The organism is Mesorhizobium sp. ES1-6, assembly GCF_020164775.1.
Lineage (GTDB): Bacteria > Pseudomonadota > Alphaproteobacteria > Rhizobiales > Rhizobiaceae > Mesorhizobium.
Window position 1 is genome coordinate 523326 of record NZ_JAIUGU010000001.1, and the last position, 15652, is coordinate 538977.

The 15652-nt window shown below is 64.3% G+C and carries 18 protein-coding genes; 6 read left to right on the forward strand and 12 right to left on the reverse strand.

Going from position 1 to position 15652, the window contains the following annotated elements; translation table 11 throughout:
- Nucleotides 1–43 precede the first annotated feature (43 nt).
- The 3 genes from LB564_RS02795 to LB564_RS02805 all read right to left on the reverse strand — a co-directional run bounded on the left by LB564_RS02795 (nucleotide 44) and on the right by LB564_RS02805 (nucleotide 2936).
- The gene (locus tag LB564_RS02795) at nucleotides 44–745 is read right to left on the reverse strand and encodes a DnaJ domain-containing protein (protein ID WP_224534768.1); all 702 of its coding nucleotides are present in this window, start codon (nucleotides 743–745) and stop codon (nucleotides 44–46) included.
- A gap of 275 nt (nucleotides 746–1020) precedes the next feature.
- Nucleotides 1021–1458, reverse strand: coding sequence for a DUF1489 family protein (locus LB564_RS02800; protein ID WP_224534771.1), 438 nt, complete (start codon nucleotides 1456–1458; stop codon nucleotides 1021–1023).
- A 74-nt stretch (nucleotides 1459–1532) separates the two neighbouring features.
- Nucleotides 1533–2936: an L-serine ammonia-lyase gene (locus LB564_RS02805; RefSeq protein ID WP_224534773.1), complete on the reverse strand. Its 1404-nt coding sequence runs from the start codon at nucleotides 2934–2936 to the stop codon at nucleotides 1533–1535.
- Nucleotides 2937–3110: 174 nt separating this feature from the next.
- Between LB564_RS02805 and LB564_RS02810 the strand changes: the two genes are divergently transcribed.
- The gene (locus LB564_RS02810; RefSeq protein ID WP_140701395.1) at nucleotides 3111–3854 is read left to right on the forward strand and encodes a DUF599 domain-containing protein; all 744 of its coding nucleotides are present in this window, start codon (nucleotides 3111–3113) and stop codon (nucleotides 3852–3854) included.
- Here LB564_RS02810 and LB564_RS02815 read toward each other — a convergent pair.
- From LB564_RS02815 to LB564_RS02840, 6 genes are all read right to left on the reverse strand, one after another.
- Entirely contained in the window at nucleotides 3803–4600 is a 798-nt protein-coding gene (locus LB564_RS02815) for a YdcF family protein (protein ID WP_224534775.1), read from the reverse strand. The two genes, LB564_RS02810 and LB564_RS02815, sit on opposite strands and share 52 nt — an antisense overlap.
- A 28-nt stretch (nucleotides 4601–4628) precedes the next feature.
- Entirely contained in the window at nucleotides 4629–6194 is a 1566-nt protein-coding gene (locus LB564_RS02820) for an amidase (protein WP_224534777.1), read from the reverse strand.
- Nucleotides 6194–6649, reverse strand: coding sequence for a GNAT family N-acetyltransferase (locus LB564_RS02825; protein WP_140701398.1), 456 nt, complete (start codon nucleotides 6647–6649; stop codon nucleotides 6194–6196). The genes LB564_RS02820 and LB564_RS02825 overlap by 1 nt, the downstream gene beginning before the upstream one ends.
- A 7-nt stretch (nucleotides 6650–6656) precedes the next feature.
- Nucleotides 6657–6944, reverse strand: a complete 288-nt coding sequence (gene gatC / locus LB564_RS02830; RefSeq protein ID WP_015317757.1) for an Asp-tRNA(Asn)/Glu-tRNA(Gln) amidotransferase subunit GatC — start codon at nucleotides 6942–6944, stop codon at nucleotides 6657–6659.
- An 87-nt stretch (nucleotides 6945–7031) separates the two neighbouring features.
- Nucleotides 7032–7448: a hypothetical protein gene (locus tag LB564_RS02835; protein ID WP_140701399.1), complete on the reverse strand. Its 417-nt coding sequence runs from the start codon at nucleotides 7446–7448 to the stop codon at nucleotides 7032–7034.
- A gap of 24 nt (nucleotides 7449–7472) precedes the next feature.
- Nucleotides 7473–8180, reverse strand: a complete 708-nt coding sequence (locus LB564_RS02840) for a metal-dependent hydrolase (RefSeq protein WP_224534779.1) — start codon at nucleotides 8178–8180, stop codon at nucleotides 7473–7475.
- A 140-nt stretch (nucleotides 8181–8320) separates the two neighbouring features.
- On the opposite strand from LB564_RS02840, the gene ruvX reads away from it, so the two are divergent.
- Nucleotides 8321–8827, forward strand: a complete 507-nt coding sequence (gene ruvX / locus LB564_RS02845; RefSeq protein ID WP_140701401.1) for a Holliday junction resolvase RuvX — start codon at nucleotides 8321–8323, stop codon at nucleotides 8825–8827.
- Here ruvX and LB564_RS02850 read toward each other — a convergent pair.
- The 3 genes from LB564_RS02850 to LB564_RS02860 form a co-directional block, all read right to left on the reverse strand.
- Nucleotides 8745–9086, reverse strand: a complete 342-nt coding sequence (locus tag LB564_RS02850; protein WP_224534781.1) for a DUF6105 family protein — start codon at nucleotides 9084–9086, stop codon at nucleotides 8745–8747. The two genes, ruvX and LB564_RS02850, sit on opposite strands and share 83 nt — an antisense overlap.
- On the reverse strand, nucleotides 9086–9634 hold the full coding sequence (locus LB564_RS02855; protein ID WP_224534783.1) for a hypothetical protein: 549 nt from the start codon (nucleotides 9632–9634) through the stop codon (nucleotides 9086–9088). Before LB564_RS02855 ends, LB564_RS02850 begins: the two co-directional genes overlap by 1 nt.
- Nucleotides 9635–9772: 138 nt before the next feature.
- Complete coding sequence (locus LB564_RS02860; RefSeq protein WP_224534785.1) at nucleotides 9773–11401, reverse strand: DNA alkylation response protein; 1629 nt, start codon at nucleotides 11399–11401, stop codon at nucleotides 9773–9775.
- Nucleotides 11402–11611: 210 nt separating this feature from the next.
- Between LB564_RS02860 and LB564_RS02865 the strand changes: the two genes are divergently transcribed.
- Genes LB564_RS02865 through dprA form a run of 4 tightly spaced genes read left to right on the forward strand, consistent with a single transcriptional unit; the run spans nucleotide 11612 to nucleotide 15646 of the window.
- Complete coding sequence (locus tag LB564_RS02865) at nucleotides 11612–12592, forward strand: aspartate carbamoyltransferase catalytic subunit (RefSeq protein ID WP_140701405.1); 981 nt, start codon at nucleotides 11612–11614, stop codon at nucleotides 12590–12592.
- Nucleotides 12589–13875 (forward strand): dihydroorotase, encoded by a 1287-nt coding sequence (locus LB564_RS02870; RefSeq protein WP_224534787.1) that lies wholly within the window; start codon nucleotides 12589–12591, stop codon nucleotides 13873–13875. The genes LB564_RS02865 and LB564_RS02870 overlap by 4 nt, the downstream gene beginning before the upstream one ends.
- Before the next feature lie 53 nt (nucleotides 13876–13928).
- The gene (gene plsY, locus LB564_RS02875; protein ID WP_224534790.1) at nucleotides 13929–14516 is read left to right on the forward strand and encodes a glycerol-3-phosphate 1-O-acyltransferase PlsY; all 588 of its coding nucleotides are present in this window, start codon (nucleotides 13929–13931) and stop codon (nucleotides 14514–14516) included.
- The gene (gene dprA, locus LB564_RS02880) at nucleotides 14513–15646 is read left to right on the forward strand and encodes a DNA-processing protein DprA (RefSeq protein WP_224534792.1); all 1134 of its coding nucleotides are present in this window, start codon (nucleotides 14513–14515) and stop codon (nucleotides 15644–15646) included. Before plsY ends, dprA begins: the two co-directional genes overlap by 4 nt.
- Nucleotides 15647–15652 lie beyond the last annotated feature (6 nt).

Genomic DNA, 15652 nt, shown 5'->3' on the forward strand with positions numbered 1-15652 from the left:
GGCGCGGCAACAATCTCCCGGAAAAATACTGCGTCGAAGGAGACTAATTGTGGTTGGAGAGCAAGACGTCCTTGGCTTCGTTAATCCGCGCCGCCAGGAAAGACGTGCCGCCGATATCGGGGTGCAGGCGCTGCATCAGGCGGCGGTGCGCCTTGCGGACATCCGCCGCGGCGGCCCCCGCTTCAAGACCAAGGACCTTGTAGGCCTCCTCCTTAGTCATGGCGCCCGGACCTGGCGCAACACCCAGCCTTTCGCCACCGTTCGTCTCAGCGTGTTTGCGCCAGACGGGAAATCTGCCGTCAAGATACGTCTCTAGCAGTTGCCGGCTCTCCGCATCGCCGGAGAGTTCGCGGTAGAGATGCTGCAACTCCGCAAGGGTCATCGAGCCAAGCATCTTGCCATCGTGGCGGCCAGCCAGGACCAGTCCTTCAAGGCCGCCCGTATCGTGATCGAGTTCCATCTCGAGTGCCGCCGTCCGCACGGTTGCGCGTTTTCCAGCAACCGGCCTGGCCTTTGGCCGGCCCGTGTGCATGGCGCCATACCAGGCGATTGCCACGAACAGGATGACGCCGCCTATGCCTTGGCGACCGACAAGGAGCACGGCGGCGCCGACCAGCGCCAGCAGGATCGGCCCCAGTTTTCTCATCCCGCTTGCCAGTTGCGCCGGATCCGCGCGGAGAAAGGCCGTGGCTGCTCCCAGGAGCACCAGCAACAACGCGACCACACCGATAATTGCGCCTAACATTTCCCGTCGCCCCACCGATATCCTGTCCGCCTGGACAGCCGCGTGATGTCCTTCAACACTTTTTCTGCGCCAGAATCATGGCCTTTACCCCAGCGGAAGAGGACCGTCATGCGAACTGGTTCCCGCACGCCGCTGGCCATACCGACCTCGACAGTTCATCATCGCGCATCGATTCAAGATGTGGCGTTGTCGCACTGCTTGCAAGTCCAGCGCGAGGCAAGATTGAGGGCCAGAAAAGACCTGCGCGGGAACAGGCAATCCTTACCGCCCAATGTCTAGAGCAAGCCGAGATCGGCCAGTTCGCGCCTGAGTTTCGGCGGCATCTCGACCAAGCCGGCCTTGCCCTTGCCGAGATCGGCCGGCGCGTCCGCCGGCTTCAGGTAGCGCCAGCCCTGGAAGGCGCGGCGCGGCTGCCAGTCGGTGCGCACCACCTGGGGGTCGAGCATCAAATGGCAGCGGCCGATGCCGTCGTCATCGGTAAACGGCCGGATTTCCGTGATCAATTGGCGGCATTGCACGCTGCCCTTGATGACCCAGTAGAGCGAGCCGCCGTCGGTGACCTCGTCGCCACGCGTGGGCATCATGCGGGTGGTGTGCCAGTGTTCGGCTGGTTCGCCGGCACGGCGGCGCTCGTCAAGACGGAAGGCGATCCACTCTTCGAGATCCTCGACGCTGTCGCAGCCGACGCAAAGCTTTAGGAGATTGAGAGCCATGCGCTAAGGTTTAGTCCGGGGCGCGAACGCGTCAACGGCCTGTGCGAGTTCTCCACAGTGCCAGACGTTCGTCCTCAGCATTCCACGACATTGACCGCCAGGCCGCCAAGGCTGGTTTCCTTGTACTTCTCGTTCATGTCGAGCCCGGTCTGGCGCATGGTCTCGATCGCGGCGTCGAGCGGCACGAAATGGGTGCCGTCACCCTTAATCGCCAGGGACGCGGCGGTGACCGCCTTGACGGCACCCAGCGCGTTGCGTTCGATGCACGGCACCTGCACCAGCCCGCCGACCGGGTCGCAGGTCATGCCGAGATGATGTTCGAGCGCGATTTCGGCGGCATTCTCCACCTGTTCGGGCGTGCCGCCCATGACGGCGCACAGGCCGGCGGCCGCCATCGCCGAGGCGGAACCCACCTCGCCCTGGCAGCCGACCTCGGCGCCCGAGATCGACGCGTTGGACTTGATGATGCCGCCGACGGCGGCAGCCGTCAGCAGGAAGTCGCGAATGCTCGGCTGGTCGGCCTCGGGATGGAAATGCAGCCAGTAGCGCAGCACCGCCGGCAGCGTACCCGCGGCACCATTGGTCGGCGCGGTGACGACGCGCCCGCCGGCCGCATTCTCCTCGTTGACCGCCATCGCGTAGATCGACAGCCAGTCATTTGCGAGCAGCGGGTTCGGCCGGTTCTGCTGCCACTGTTCCTGCAGCTTGTCATGCAGTTGCCTGGCGCGGCGCCGCACCTTAAGGCCGCCCGGCATGATGCCGTCCTGCGACAGGCCGCGGTCGATGCAGCCCTTCATGGCGTCCCAGATGGCATCGAGGCCGGTGTCGAGTTCCTCGCGCGACATCTGCGTCTCCTCGTTGACGCGCTTCATCTCGGCGATGGAAAGGCCGCTCTTGGCGCCCATCTTCAGCATCTCGGCCGCATTCTTGAAGGGATACGGCACTCGTCTGCCCTCGGTCGTGACCGAGCCCTTGGTCTTCAGCCGCTGCAGCTCTTCTCCCGAAACCACGAAGCCGCCGCCGATCGAATAATAGATGCGCTTGAGCAGCAGCCGGCCGCCGGCGTCGTAGGCATGGAATGCCATGCCGTTGGCGTGACCGGTGAGCGGTGTCTTGCGGTCGAGCACCAGATCGGTGGCCGGGTCGAAATGATAGGTCGGGTGACCGGGCGGTGAAATCCGCCTGTCGGCGGTGATACGGGCGACAATGCCGTCGGCCTGGTCGGGATCGACCGTTTGCGGCGTCTGGCCGGCGAGGCCGAGAATGACCGCACGGTCGCTGCCATGGCCGATGCCGGTATAGGCCAGCGAGCCATGCAGGCTGGCGCCGATGCGGGCGACCTTGGCGCCTACGGGGCGCGGCCAATCATCACCCGCTATCTCGTCGAGGAAGCGGCGCGCGGCCGTCATCGGCCCCATCGTGTGCGAGCTCGAAGGGCCGATGCCGATCTTGAACAGGTCGAAAACCGAAAGGAACACTTTGTCTCCTGGGGCGCGCTTCGAGGACTACATATAGGAATTCCCCCCGATGTTTCCGCTCTTTTGACAATCGCGGCGCAACGCCTGCCGACCTTGTTTGCTCCGGCAGCGACATTGGTTGTCTGTCTCCATAGCCGGTGACCGAAGCAATCGCGGGATATGGTAAGCTCAACCATGGGCGATTCCTCCTATCTGTCGACGACCGATCTCGCGGCGCTGGGCTTTTTCCTCCTCGCATGGCTGCTGCACACGCTCGCATCCGACGGCAAGCTGGTCAGCCGCATGTCCCTGACGACCGCCATGAATGCGCAACGCGAGGCCTGGATGCGCACCATGGCCGAGCGCGAGATCCGCATCGTCGATACCGCCATCATGAGCGGCCTGCAGCAGGGAACCGCGTTCTTCGCGTCCAGTTCGCTGATCGCGCTGGGCGGCTGTTTCGCGCTGCTTGGTGCGTCCGACCGCGTCATCGAGGTGCTGAGCGACCTGCCGCTGGGCGGCGTGCCGGATCGGGCGGCTTTTCAGATCAAGGTGCTGGGGCTGGTGCTGATCCTGGCCTTTTCCTTCTTCAAGTTCGGCTGGGCCTACCGGCTGTTCAACTATTGCTCGATCCTGATCGGCGCCGTGCCGATCCCGCATGGCGAAGCCTCGCGCAACCCGGTCACCGAGACAGCCGTGTGGCGCGCGACGCAGATGAACATGCTGGCCGGCAAGCATTTCAACTCGGGCCTGCGCGGCGTCTTCTTCTCGATCGGCTATCTCGGCTGGTTCGTCGATCCGGTGGTGTTCGTGCTGTCGACGCTTCTGCTGCTGGCCGTGCTGGTGCGGCGCCAGTTCTTCTCGGCGGCGCGGCGCGCCGTCATCGGTCAGCCGCCCGGCGCCGGAAACGGCCGGTCTATGCGCCCGGAAAGCCAATAGGCGAACAGCCCGATCCACTCGCGGACCGCCATGGTCGTATTTTCGAGCGAGTCGGCCGCATTGTCCCGGAACAGGCCGACGCCCTCCTTGCCAGAAGTGCGATAGTCGACCGGCCACGGAACGGTTGGAAAGCCGGCCTTGTCGAACAGCGCCTTGGCGCGAGGCATGTGGAAGGCCGACGTCACCAGCAGCCAGGTCTCGCCCGGCTTGGGTTCGACAAGTCCGCGGCTGAAGACCGCATTCTCGTAGGTGTTGCGGGATTTATCCTCGAGAACGAGGCGATCGGCCGAAACACCCAGCGCGCCAAGCAGGCGCGGCGCGGTGTCGGCGTCGCCCTCGCCATCGAGGAAAAGCGAACCGTTTCCGCCCGACACGACCACTTTGGCCTGCGGGAAGCGCCGGGCAAGGATCGCCGTCTCGACCATGCGATCGCCGCCGCTGCTCAATTCATAGCCGCCACGCGCGAGGTTGATGGCGCCCTCGAAGCCGCCGCCGAGCACGACGATGCCGTCGACTTTCGCCGGCAGAGGCGGCTTGGGGAAGCGTTCCTCCAGCGGATTGAGCATCATGGCGCCGAGCGACGTCCAGGCCGACAACGCAAGGATCAGAAACGCCAGCGCACTTCCGGTGACGGCAAGCCGCCGCCGGCCGGTCACCCCGGCGATCAGCCCCGCCAAAAGCAGGAAGATCGTCAGGTTAAGCGGCTGGATGAAGAACCAGAAGACCTTGGAAAGATAGTAGAACATCGCTCCTCCCTCGAGACGGGCGAAATCCTTACCACCATTTCTCCGGCTGGAATGTGCCGGCCGCCTGCTCGATGACGGCGGCGGTCTGGAACAATGTCTCTTCCTCGAACGGCCTGCCGATCAGCTGCAGGCCGAGCGGCAATCCTTTGGGATCGAGGCCGGCGGGCACCGCGATGCCCGGCAGGCCAGCCATGTTCACGGTCACCGTGAAAATGTCGTTGAGGTACATCTTGACCGGATCGGCGGCCATGTCCTCGTCGGCGATGCCGAAGGCGGCCGACGGTGTCGCCGGGGTCAGGATGACGTCGACGCCGGCGGCAAAGACGTTTTCGAAGTCGCGCTTGATCAGGTTGCGCACCTTCTGCGCCTGCAGATAGTAGGCGTCATAGTAGCCGGCCGACAGCACATAGGTGCCGATCATGATGCGGCGCTTGACCTCGCGGCCGAAGCCGGCGGCGCGGGTCTTCTCGTACATCTCGACGATGTCCTTGCCCGGCACGCGCAGACCATAGCGGACGCCGTCATAGCGTGCGAGGTTGGAAGACGCTTCCGCGGGCGCGACGATGTAATAGGCCGGCAGCGCGTATTTGGTGTGCGGCAGGGAGATGTCGACGATCTCGGCGCCCGCATCCCTGAGCCAGGCAATGCCCTTCTGCCACAGGGCCTCGATCTCTTCAGGCATGCCGTCGACCCGATACTCCTTGGGAATGCCGACCTTCATGCCCTTGATCGGCTTGCCGATCGCGGCCTCGTAGTCCGGCACCGGCCGGTCGACGGACGTGGTGTCCTTCGGGTCGACCGAAGCCATCGACTTGAGCAGGATGGCTGCGTCGCGCACGTCACGCGCAATCGGGCCGGCCTGGTCGAGCGACGAAGCGAAGGCGACGATGCCCCAGCGCGAGCAGCGGCCATAGGTCGGCTTGATGCCGACGGTACCGGTGAAGGCGGCCGGCTGGCGGATCGAGCCGCCTGTGTCGGTCGCCGTCGCGCCGGCGCACAGGAAAGCCGAGACGGCGGTCGCCGAACCGCCGGACGAGCCGCCCGGCACCAGCTGCGCATTGTCCAGGCTGCGCTGGGTTTTCGTGCCGCCAGCCGATACGAAGCCGCCGTCACCCTGATGCGTCGTCGGCATCACCACCGTATCGAGGCGCGAACGCCGCCAAGGGTTGATGACCGGACCGTAATAGGATGTCTCGTTGGACGAGCCCATGGCGAATTCGTCCATGTTGAGCTTGCCCAACATGACAGCGCCGTCAGCCCACAGATTTGATGTGACGGTCGATTCATAGCGCGGCTTGAAGCCGTCGAGCACGTGGCTGCAGGCCTGAGTATGGACGCCCTCGGTGCCGAACAGGTCCTTGATCCCGAGCGGAATGCCTTCCAGCGCGCCGCCCTCGCCCTTGGCCAGCCTGGTGTCTGATGCCTTGGCCATGTCGCGCGCCTTATCGCCGGTTACCGCGACATAGGCATTGAGCGCCGGATTGGCGCGGTCGATAGCCGAGAGGTAGCTTTCCGTCAGCTCGGTCGCGGTGATTTCCTTGGCGCGCAGCTTGGCGCGGGCCTGCGAAATCGTCAGTCGGGTCAGGTCGCTCATCAAAGGCTCTTTTCGTAAAACACCGACCACTCGGAATCGGGATAATCCAGCACCGGCCCGCAGCGCGAGAACCCGGCACGTTCATAGACGGCCCAGGCGGCAGGATGGCGATCGCCGGTCTCCAGCACCAGCCGCTTCAGCCCTTCCCGCCTCGCCAGCGCCTCGACCAGCTCGACGATCCTGGCGCCGATCTTGCGGCCACGATGCGAAGGCCGCGTGTACATGCGCTTGACCTCGCCAACGGCGTCGCCATGGCGCTTCAGCGCCCCGCAGCCGATGGCGATGCCCTCATCGCGGGCGATGAAAACGGTGGTGTCCTGGCCCGCCATCTGCTCGACCGTAAGATGATAGCAGTGCTCCGCCGGCGTCAATTCCAGCAAGGTCTCGTTGAGTTCCTTGACCAGGCCGCGCACGTCGTCCTGCAGCGGTGTTTCGACGGCGATCTCGATTGCCATCGGCGCCTTACTCCACGACCTTCGGCACGAGGAAGAAATTCTCGTCGGTCGCCGGCGCGTTGGCGACGATGTCGGCCGCCTTGTTGCCGTCGGTGACGACATCGCCGCGCTTCTTCATCTCCATCGGCGTCACCGACGTCATCGGCTCGACGCCGGAAACATCGACCTCGTTCAGCTGCTCGACGAAGCCCAGTATGGCGTTCAACTCGCCGGTCATGCGTTCGGCATCCTCCTCGCTCACGGCGATGCGGGCGAGATGCGCGACGCGCTTCACTGTCTTGACATCAACGGACATGGACTTGCCTCGGGAAAACCAGTCCGGGCTATAGCGGCGCGGCGCGCGGCGCGCAACATGCGCCGGCCGACAATCGGGCAAACAGCTTCACGGCGGGGCAATGCCCTCGCACAGATAATAGCTGCCGCTGTTGCCGCTCGCCTCGCTTTCATCGTCGATGGGCCGGACCGACACGAGATCGACCTGCGTCGGGTTCATCTGCGTCACCGACAGGACATCGGGAAAGACATAGCCTGGCTCCTGGCAGATAGCCGTCACCGCCCAGCTTGGCGAGCGTGTCGCCTTGCTGATCTGCAGGAACTCGCAATTGTATTCCACGCCCTGCAGGCCATTCTTCGAAAGAACGATGTTGCCGGCATCGATCAGCGTCTGCAGCGTATCCTTCTTGGCTTGCGCGCAAAGTTCCTCCGACTGGAGATAGACGCCTTCGATGAAGTCATCGGCGGCAAGCGCGGGCGACGCCGCGACAAACATCGATACGCAAAGAGATCGCCCCAACGCCATGGATTTGTTCCGCTTTGACCGTTTCTAGATGGTAATCGTCTGACCGATCCGCGGCAAGGCCACCTTGACGCCGGACCCTTCCATGCCGGCTTCGAACTTCTCCGGCGTCGGATCGATCATCGGAAACGTGCCGAAATGGCAAGGGATGACCGTGTCGAACTTGAAGAAGCGGCGGCAGGCAAGGGCCGCCACGGCGCCGCCCATGGTGAAGCGGTCGCCGATCGGCACGATGCCGATCTTCGGCTCGTGCAATTCGTTGATCAGCGCCATGTCGGAAAAGATGTCGGTATCGCCCATGTGGTAGAGCGTCCTGTCTTCCGGGAAATGCAGAACCAGCCCACCGGGATTGCCGAGATAGACGTTCTTGCCGCCGTCTTCGCCAAACGAGGAGGAGTGCAGCGCCTGGACGAAGGTGGTGGTGAAGCCGCCGCAATCGACGGTGCCGCCGATGTTGCCGGGATTGATCTTATCGCCGCTGATGCCCTTGCCGACCAGGTACATGCAGATCTCGAAATTGGCGACCAGTTGCGCGCCGCTCTTGCCAAGCACTTCGACGGCTCCGCTGATATGATCGCTGTGTCCATGGGTCAGCAGGACATGCGTGATCCCTTCGGCCGGTCCTTCCCATCCGCCTGTCCAGGACGGGTTGCCAATCAGATAGGGGTCAATGAGGACCTTCGCGTCACCGGTTTCGATGCGGAAGGCCGAGTGGCCGTACCAGGTCAGTTTCATGAATGCATTTCCTCGATTTTTGCCTTGCCGCAGGATAGAACGCCGATAGCCCTGAGATCAAAGGGTATCGAGATCAAAGGGTATAGTGTCGGCCACGCATGCGGAAAGATGCGTGCCGCCGAAAAGATGAAGGAAATCCGTTGGCTGTCATCACGATTGAGCAACTACCGGCACGGCTCGCCAACGGCACGACCCTGGCGGGGCTCGATCTCGGCGACAAGACGATCGGCGTCGCGGTTTCCGACCGGGGTTTCTCCTTCGCTCATCCGCGTCCGGTCATCATGCGGAGGAAATTCTCGCTCGACGCCGCCGTCCTTTTGGCGTTGCTGAAGAAGGAGAATGTCGGTGCGGTGGCGATCGGATTGCCGATCAACATGGATGGGTCGGAAGGTCCGCGCGCACAGAAATCGCGCGCCTTCGTGCGCAACATGGCGCAGCTAAGCGACCTGCCCTTCGTGTTCTGGGATGAGCGGCTATCGACCGTCGCGGCCGAACGGACGCTGATCGAGATGGATTTCTCGCGCGCCAAACGCGCCGGCAAGATCGATTCGGCGGCGGCCGCCTTTATTCTGCAGGGAGTTTTGGACCGGCTTCAGTCGCTCGATGCAGCCGCTCGAACGGAATCGGACCCGTCCAGCGCCGCCTGACCCAGCCGAAGATCTCGCGGCGCCTGCGAAACGCCCATATCGCCATCAGCAGCAGGCCGTCGAAGACGCAGGCCTTCGCCACCATGCCCGGGATGATGGCGGGATCGATGCCGAGCATCTGCCCGTAGAGCTGGAACACGAAGTCGTGCAGTTGGCGCGTCAGCATCACATAGCCGAAATTCATGTCGTTGAGCGACAGGTAGAACCAGCCCCAGAACAGCGCCATCGGCGCCGCCCACAATGCGAAGATGTAGCGCATCAGCGGCCTCCCTTCCTGGCCGGCCCGGCACGGCCCGATATCAGGGATAGCAGTGAGTTATGCGCCGCGGCTTTTGCCATGTTGTGCGCCGTTGCGTGGAAATCGTCCTCATCCAACGCGGCTACCGAACGCCGTTCGGCGAGCATCGCGACATAGGAGGCCAGAAGTGCGGCCAATTGCACGGCCACCACCATGAACAGGCCGTTGATACCCTGTGCCGCGCCGCCGATCAGGATCACCGACATTAAGCCCGAAGCAGAGATAAAGGCGATGCGAACGACGCTGTCGGCGCCCGGGCTGGACGCGTCGCTGATCAGCGAATCGACAAAGGCCCAGAAGAACAGCACCGCCACGACCAGCAATGCGGTCGCCAGCGGAGCGACCACGACAATGTTCTCCAGATTGACGGCCCGCGCGCCCTCGGCGGTCACTCCGAGTAAGCCAAGCGCCGCCGCCACACCTCGGTTTCCGTCGATGCAGATGAGCGCCAGCAAGGCGAAAACGATCGCCCAGTGCGCCGACAGAAAGGAGGTCAATACGTGTCGCATCGTGATTCCTGTTTCGCCAGGAATGACAGTGGGCTTTGCGCTTCGCCGTCGCAATCGAAACCATTTGTTAAGGTTAACGGCGACGACCCGGCCGGTGAAGACTCCATCGACGTGCCTCGAAAATGAATGGCGTCGCGGTCAGTTCACCGGTGGGTAGAGCGTATCGATGATCATGCGGGCGTCGTGACGGGCATCAATCATGCCGTAGGTGTTGCGCCATTGGCCGGCGAGCCGCGTCTCCACGAAGGCATCGGCAATTCGCCCTGCCCCCAGCCGGCGCAACTCGGCGGCCGCGGCCGACAGCGCCAGTTGTTCCGTCAGCAGCCGAGCCGAGCCCTCGTCCGTCGAAGCCACCTGCATGGCCGCCTTCAAAACGCCAATCGTGCCGCGCCCGCCGGCGCCAAGGTCACGGTCGATGCCGGCCAGCACTTCTTCGAAGAGGCCCGGCGCGCGGCCAAGCACGCGCAGCACATCGAGCGCCATCACATTGCCCGATCCTTCCCAGATCGCGTTGACGGGCGCCTCGCGGTAGTAGCGGGCGAGCGGCGCTTCCTCGACATAGCCATTGCCGCCGAGGCACTCCATCGCCTCGTAGAGCAGCGGCGGCGCGATCTTGCAGACCCAGTATTTGACGACCGGCGTCATGGCGCGGGCGAATGCCGCCTCGCCGCGATCGCTCGCCGCCTCGTCGAAGGAACGGGCCAGTCGGAATGACAGGGCGGTCGCAGCGGCGACATCGAGCGCCATGTCGGCCAGCACGCGCTGCATCAAAGGCTGTTCGATCAGGGTCGAGCCGAACACCTGGCGATGGCGGGCATGATGGATCGCCTCGGCCAGCCCCGCCCGCATGATCGCCGAGGACGCCACCGCGCAGTCGAGGCGCGTCAGCGTCACCATGTCCATGATCGTCTTCACGCCGGCGCCGGGCTCGCCGACCATCTCGCCGATGGCGTTGACGAATTCCACCTCGGAAGACGCGTTGGAGCGGTTGCCGAGCTTGTCCTTCAGCCGCTGGAAGCGAAAGCCATTGCCCGACCCGTCGCCGAGCACACGTGGCACCAGGAAGCAGGACAGCCCCTCCGGCGCCTGCGCCAGCACCAGGAAGGCATCCGACATCGGCGCCGACATGAACCATTTGTGTCCCGTCAGGCGGTAGAAGCCGTTGCCGACACGTTCCGCCCTGGTCACATTGGCGCGCACATCGGTGCCGCCCTGTTTCTCGGTCATGCCCATGCCGAGCGTCAGCCCGGTCTTCTCGACCGGCGGCTTCTGGCTCTGGTCGTATTTGCGCGTCGTCACCCGCGGCGCCCATTCACGAAACAGCTTTGGGCTGGCCATCAGCGCTGCCAGCGAGGCGCTGGTCATGGTGATGGGGCACAGGTGCCCGGTCTCGAGTTCCGCCGTCAGGTAGAAACGGGCGGCCCGCACCTGATGGCGGCGGCCGATCTCGGCGTCGCCATTTTCCCAGACCGAGGAGTGCAGCCCGTTGGCCACCGAGCGGCGCATCAAGGCGTGGTAGGCAGGATGGAATTCGACCAGGTCGATGCGCCGTCCCTGGCGATCATGCGTCCTGAGTTTCGGCGTCTCGACATTGGCCAGGCGCGCCAGTTCCTGCGCTTCCTGCGTGAGCACGAAACGGCCGAGCCCGTCGAGATCCTTGCGCACCGGATCCGAAAAGCGCTCGGCAAGCTGGATCAGCAACGGATCGCCTCGCCAGGCGTTGCCGCCCGTCAGCGGCGGCGGCTGGTTCGTTACGTCGTCGGTCACGCCCAATCCTCTATCGGTAGAAAGGCCCTTATCGTCCGAAAGCCACGAATCCAAGGCCATCGGCTAGATATAGCCAAGCGTTGCCGCGCGCGCGATGAAAATACCGGCCGGTTTAATCGGCTATCTACACGAAAAAATTGAGGAGAACGGCCCCAATCCAAGGCAGGCGCTTGCGGGCGCGAAATCCGCACCCTATAGCAGCCCCTTGAGATGACCGACGCTTCGTCCCTGCCACTCTATCCTCACCGCCATCTTCTGGGCATCAGCGATCTTTCGCCCGCCGACATCGAGCTGCTGCTCGACAGGGCGGATCGGGCCGTCGCGATCTCGCGGCAATCCGAGAAAAAGACCTCGACCCTGCGCGGCCGAACCCAGATCAACCTCTTCTACGAAGCCTCGACCCGCACGCAGTCCTCGTTCGAGCTGGCCGGAAAGCGGCTTGGCGCCGATGTCATGAACATGTCGGTGGCGAGTTCTTCGGTGAAGAAGGGCGAAACGCTCATCGACACCGCGATGACACTGAACGCCATGCGGCCCGACATATTGATCATCCGCCACCAGTCGGCGGGCGCCGCGGCCCTTCTGGCGCAGAAGGTCGGTTGCTCTGTGGTCAATGCCGGCGACGGCGCCCATGAACACCCGACACAGGCGCTGCTCGACGCGCTCACCATTCGCCGCGCCAAGGGTCCGCTGTCGAAGCTGATCGTGGCGATCTGCGGCGATATCCTGCATTCGCGCGTGGCGCGCTCCAACATCATGCTGCTCAACGCGCTTGGCGCACAGGTGCGGGTGGTGGCGCCCTCGACGCTGCTGCCGTCGGGCATCGACAGGATGGGCGTGATCGTTTGCCGATCGATGGCGGAAGGCCTCAAGGACGCGGATGTGGTGATGATGTTGCGCTTGCAGCGCGAGCGCATGGAAGGCGCGTTCGTGCCGTCGGTGCGCGAATATTTCCGCTATTTCGGCCTCGATGCCGAAAAGCTCAAGGCGGCCAAGGACGATGCTCTGGTCATGCATCCTGGCCCGATGAACCGGGGGGTCGAGATCGCCTCCGAAATCGCCGACGGCCCGCAAAGCGTCATCCAGGAACAGGTGGAGATGGGCGTCGCCGTGCGCATGGCGGTGATGGAAGCGCTGCTCGATCCGCGTCGTAATCAAGAGGGCCGTAATCAAGAGGGCCGCGGCGCATGAGCATCACGGTCTTTGAACGTGCCCGCATCGTCGACCCTTCGCGCGGGATCGACGAAGTGGGCTCCGTCATCGTCGATGGCAAGAAAATCGTTGCCGCGGGCAAGGCGGCGCTGAACCAGGGCGTCCCCGACGGCGCCACGGCAATCGACTGTGCCGGCAAGGCGATTATCCCGGGTTTGATCGACGGCCGCGTCTTCATCGGCGAACCGGGCGGCGAGCATCGCGAAACCATCGCTTCGGCAAGCATCGCCGCGGCCGCCGGCGGGGTGACGTCGATCGTCATGATGCCCGACACCGACCCGGTGATCGACAATGTGGCGCTGGTCGAATTCGTGCTGCGCACCGCCAAGGATACGGCCGTCGTCAACATCTTTCCGGCCGCCGCCATCACCAAGGGCCTCCACGGCCGCGAGATGACGGAGTTCGGCCTGCTGCGCGAGGCAGGCGCCGTCGCCTTCACCGATGGCCGGCACACCATATCGAGCGCACTGGTGATGCGCCGCGCGCTGACCTATGCCCGCGACTTCGGCGCCACCATCGTCCACGAAACGCAGGATGCCGACCTCGGCTCGTCCGGCGTCATGAATGAAGGCCTGTACGCCAGCTGGCTCGGCCTTTCCGGCATTCCGCGTGAAGCCGAATCCATCCCGCTCGAGCGGGACCTTGCGCTGGCGCGGCTGACGCGCGGTTCATACCATGCGGCGAAGATCTCGACGGCGATGGCCGCAAGCGCCATGGCGCGGGCGAAGGCCGATGGCGCGGCGGTGACGTCGGGCGTCTCGATCCACAATCTGTCGCTCAACGAAAACGACGTCGGCGAGTATCGCACCTTCTTTCGCCTGACGCCGCCGCTGCGGGCCGAGGAAGACCGGCTGGCTGTCATCGAGGCGGTGAAGGACGGAACGGTCGACATCATCGTCTCCTCGCATGATCCGCAGGATGTCGACACCAAACGCCTGCCCTTCGCCGACGCGGCAGCAGGAGCCATCGGCCTCGAAACCCTGCTGGGCGCGGCCTTGCGCCTCTACCACAATGGCGATGTGCCGTTGCTCAGGCTGATCGAAACCTTGTCCACCGCGCCGGCGAGGCTTTTTGGATTGCCAGGCGGCACGCTGAAGCCGGGTGCCATTGCGGACCTTGCGCTTGTCGATCTGGACGAACCCTGGATCGTCAGTGAAAGCGGCATTCGTTCGCGCTCGAAGAACACCTGTTTCGAAGGGGCGCGGCTGCAAGGCAAGGTCTTGCAAACGCTGGTGGCGGGCCGCACAGTGTTTGCAGCCTGAACCGGCAGGGCCATGTCACGTGGGGTATGGTTGGGGGAAATGCGGGGGAACCAATGACTTACGGCCTGATCCTGGCACTGGTTTTCGGCTATCTGCTGGGCTCAATTCCGTTCGGCCTGCTGCTCACCCGCGCCGCCGGCCTCGGCGACGTGCGCAAGATCGGTTCCGGCAATATCGGCGCCACCAACGTGCTGCGCACCGGCAACAAGGGGCTTGCCGCCGCGACCTTGCTGCTCGACGCGCTGAAAGGCACCGCTGCCGTTTTGATCGCCGGCCATTTCGCGCCCGAGACGGCGGTCTGGGCCGGCCTTGGCGCCTTTCTCGGTCACCTCTTCCCTGTCTGGCTGGGCTTCAAAGGCGGCAAGGGCGTCGCCACCTATCTCGGTGTGCTGATCGGCCTCGCCTGGCAGGTGGCACTGATCTTCGCCGTCGTCTGGCTGGTGATGGCTTTCTTGTTCCGCTTCTCCTCGCTGGCGGCGCTGGCCGCGGCCGTCGTCGTCCCGATCGTCCTCTATTTCATGAGCACACCCCAGATTGCCGCCCTGTTCGTGGTCATGAGCATCATTGTTTTCATCAAGCATAGAGCCAACATCTCGCGGCTGCTTGCCGGCACCGAGGGCAAAATCGGAGCCAAGGGGTGAGCGAACCGGCCGCAGGGCCGCGTCTCAGCGATCGCCAGCGGCTGAGCTGGCTACGGCTGATCCGTACTCCGAATGTCGGCCCGGCCTCCTTTCGCGACTTGATCAACCGCTTCGGTTCGGCGGAAGTCGCATTGGAAATGCTGCCGGAACTGATGATCTCCGGCGGCGCCAACCGGATCGTGCGCATCCCTTCCATTGCCGAAGCCGAGGCCGAGATGGAAGCCGCACGACGGATCGGTGCACGCTTTGTCGGCATTGGCGAGGCAGACTATCCGCCGTTGCTGCGCAGCATGGACAATCCGCCGCCGCTGCTGGCGATCAAGGGCAATGCCGCGGTGTTCCGGTTGCCTGGGGTCGCGATCGTCGGCGCGCGCAACGCGTCGCTTGCCGGCATCAAGATGGCGCGCATGCTGGCCGCCGATCTCGGAAGGGACGGCTACGGCATCATCTCCGGCCTGGCACGTGGCATCGATACGGCGGCGCATCAGGGCAGCCTCTCGACCGGTACGGTCGGAGTGCTCGCCGGCGGGCTCGACCTGCCCTACCCGCCCGAAAATGCCGGCCTGTGCGATGACATTGCCGAGCGCGGCGCCATCCTGTCGGAAATGCCGTTCGGCTGGCAGCCGCGCGCCCAGGATTTTCCGCGCCGCAACCGCCTTGTCGCCGGTGCTGCGCTTGGATTGGTCGTGATTGAAGCAGCGCAGCGCTCAGGTTCGCTGATCAGCGCCAGGCTTGCCGGCGAGATGGGCCGGCTGGTCTTCGCGGTACCCGGTTCCCCGCTCGATCCGCGCGCCGCCGGAACCAATGGCCTGCTCAAGGACGGCGCCACGCTGGTGACGGAAGCTTCAGACATTTCCCGGGCGATCGCGCCGCTGACCGGAATGCGCGCGCCCGAGGTGCCGCCGTTTGAAGATCCGCCTGACTTTTCAGCCACCCCGCCACCGGGCGAGAGCGACCGCGCCAAGGTGATCGAGACACTGGGGCCGACACCCGTGCCAGTCGATGAAATCATTCGCCACACCGGTCTGCACCCCGCCCAAGTCTTCATGGTGCTCCTGGAACTTGATCTCGCCGGCCGCCTCGAGCGTCACGCCGGCGGCAATGTTTCTCTTGTTTTCGGGGAAGGCTGAGCCGCC

Coding starts and splice junctions, on each gene's coding strand:
- LB564_RS02870 (WP_224534787.1), top strand. CDS start 12,589: ATGAGCATCACGGTCTTTGAACGTGCCCGCATCGTCGACCCTTCGCGC.
- LB564_RS02835 (WP_140701399.1), bottom strand. CDS start 7,448: ATGGCGTTGGGGCGATCTCTTTGCGTATCGATGTTTGTCGCGGCGTCG.
- LB564_RS02795 (WP_224534768.1), bottom strand. CDS start 745: ATGTTAGGCGCAATTATCGGTGTGGTCGCGTTGTTGCTGGTGCTCCTG.
- LB564_RS02850 (WP_224534781.1), bottom strand. CDS start 9,086: ATGCGCTACATCTTCGCATTGTGGGCGGCGCCGATGGCGCTGTTCTGG.
- LB564_RS02820 (WP_224534777.1), bottom strand. CDS start 6,194: ATGAGCGACCTGACCCGACTGACGATTTCGCAGGCCCGCGCCAAGCTG.
- LB564_RS02865 (WP_140701405.1), top strand. CDS start 11,612: ATGACCGACGCTTCGTCCCTGCCACTCTATCCTCACCGCCATCTTCTG.
- LB564_RS02855 (WP_224534783.1), bottom strand. CDS start 9,634: ATGCGACACGTATTGACCTCCTTTCTGTCGGCGCACTGGGCGATCGTT.
- plsY (WP_224534790.1), top strand. CDS start 13,929: ATGACTTACGGCCTGATCCTGGCACTGGTTTTCGGCTATCTGCTGGGC.
- LB564_RS02800 (WP_224534771.1), bottom strand. CDS start 1,458: ATGGCTCTCAATCTCCTAAAGCTTTGCGTCGGCTGCGACAGCGTCGAG.
- gatC (WP_015317757.1), bottom strand. CDS start 6,944: ATGTCCGTTGATGTCAAGACAGTGAAGCGCGTCGCGCATCTCGCCCGC.
- LB564_RS02810 (WP_140701395.1), top strand. CDS start 3,111: ATGGGCGATTCCTCCTATCTGTCGACGACCGATCTCGCGGCGCTGGGC.
- LB564_RS02815 (WP_224534775.1), bottom strand. CDS start 4,600: ATGTTCTACTATCTTTCCAAGGTCTTCTGGTTCTTCATCCAGCCGCTT.
- LB564_RS02840 (WP_224534779.1), bottom strand. CDS start 8,180: ATGAAACTGACCTGGTACGGCCACTCGGCCTTCCGCATCGAAACCGGT.
- LB564_RS02825 (WP_140701398.1), bottom strand. CDS start 6,649: ATGGCAATCGAGATCGCCGTCGAAACACCGCTGCAGGACGACGTGCGC.